1 protein-coding gene is annotated in these 378 nt (G+C 66.1%); it reads left to right on the top strand.

What is annotated here, in order from left to right:
- Positions 1-378: hypothetical protein (locus ACODTW_RS28290; RefSeq protein WP_488949558.1), on the top strand; the 378-nt coding region annotated here is incomplete at both ends.

The following is a 378-nucleotide window of genomic DNA, read 5'->3' as shown; positions in this document are numbered from 1 at the left end:
AATAGCGGGGCGTCGGTCACGCTGGCCGGTGCGCTGAATGTCACCGGCAATTACAGCCAGACCGGCGGCGTCCTGAACCTTGCCGGCAATGTGCTGTCGGTCAGCGGGGCGGCCAATGTCAGCGGCGGCACCATCCTGTCCAACCTGAGCGCCACGAGCAATTATCTGGCCGGGTCGCAGGGCGCCACGCTGATCGCCGGCGGGGCCGGGTCCAGCTATGACGGCGCCAAGGTTTCGGCCGGCATCACCGGTCTGGCGGCTGGCAGCACGGTGTCGGGCAACAATCTGGTGCTGGCCGTCACCAACGACTATGTCGGCGGCAGCCTGTCGGCCATCAACAATAGTGGCAACCTGAGTGCGGCCACGGCCGTCTATATC

It is taken from the genome of Niveispirillum sp. FG148, assembly GCF_057809655.1.
The sequence above is the reverse complement of the archived record's forward strand: the minus strand, read 5'-3'. Positions and strand labels throughout refer to the sequence as shown.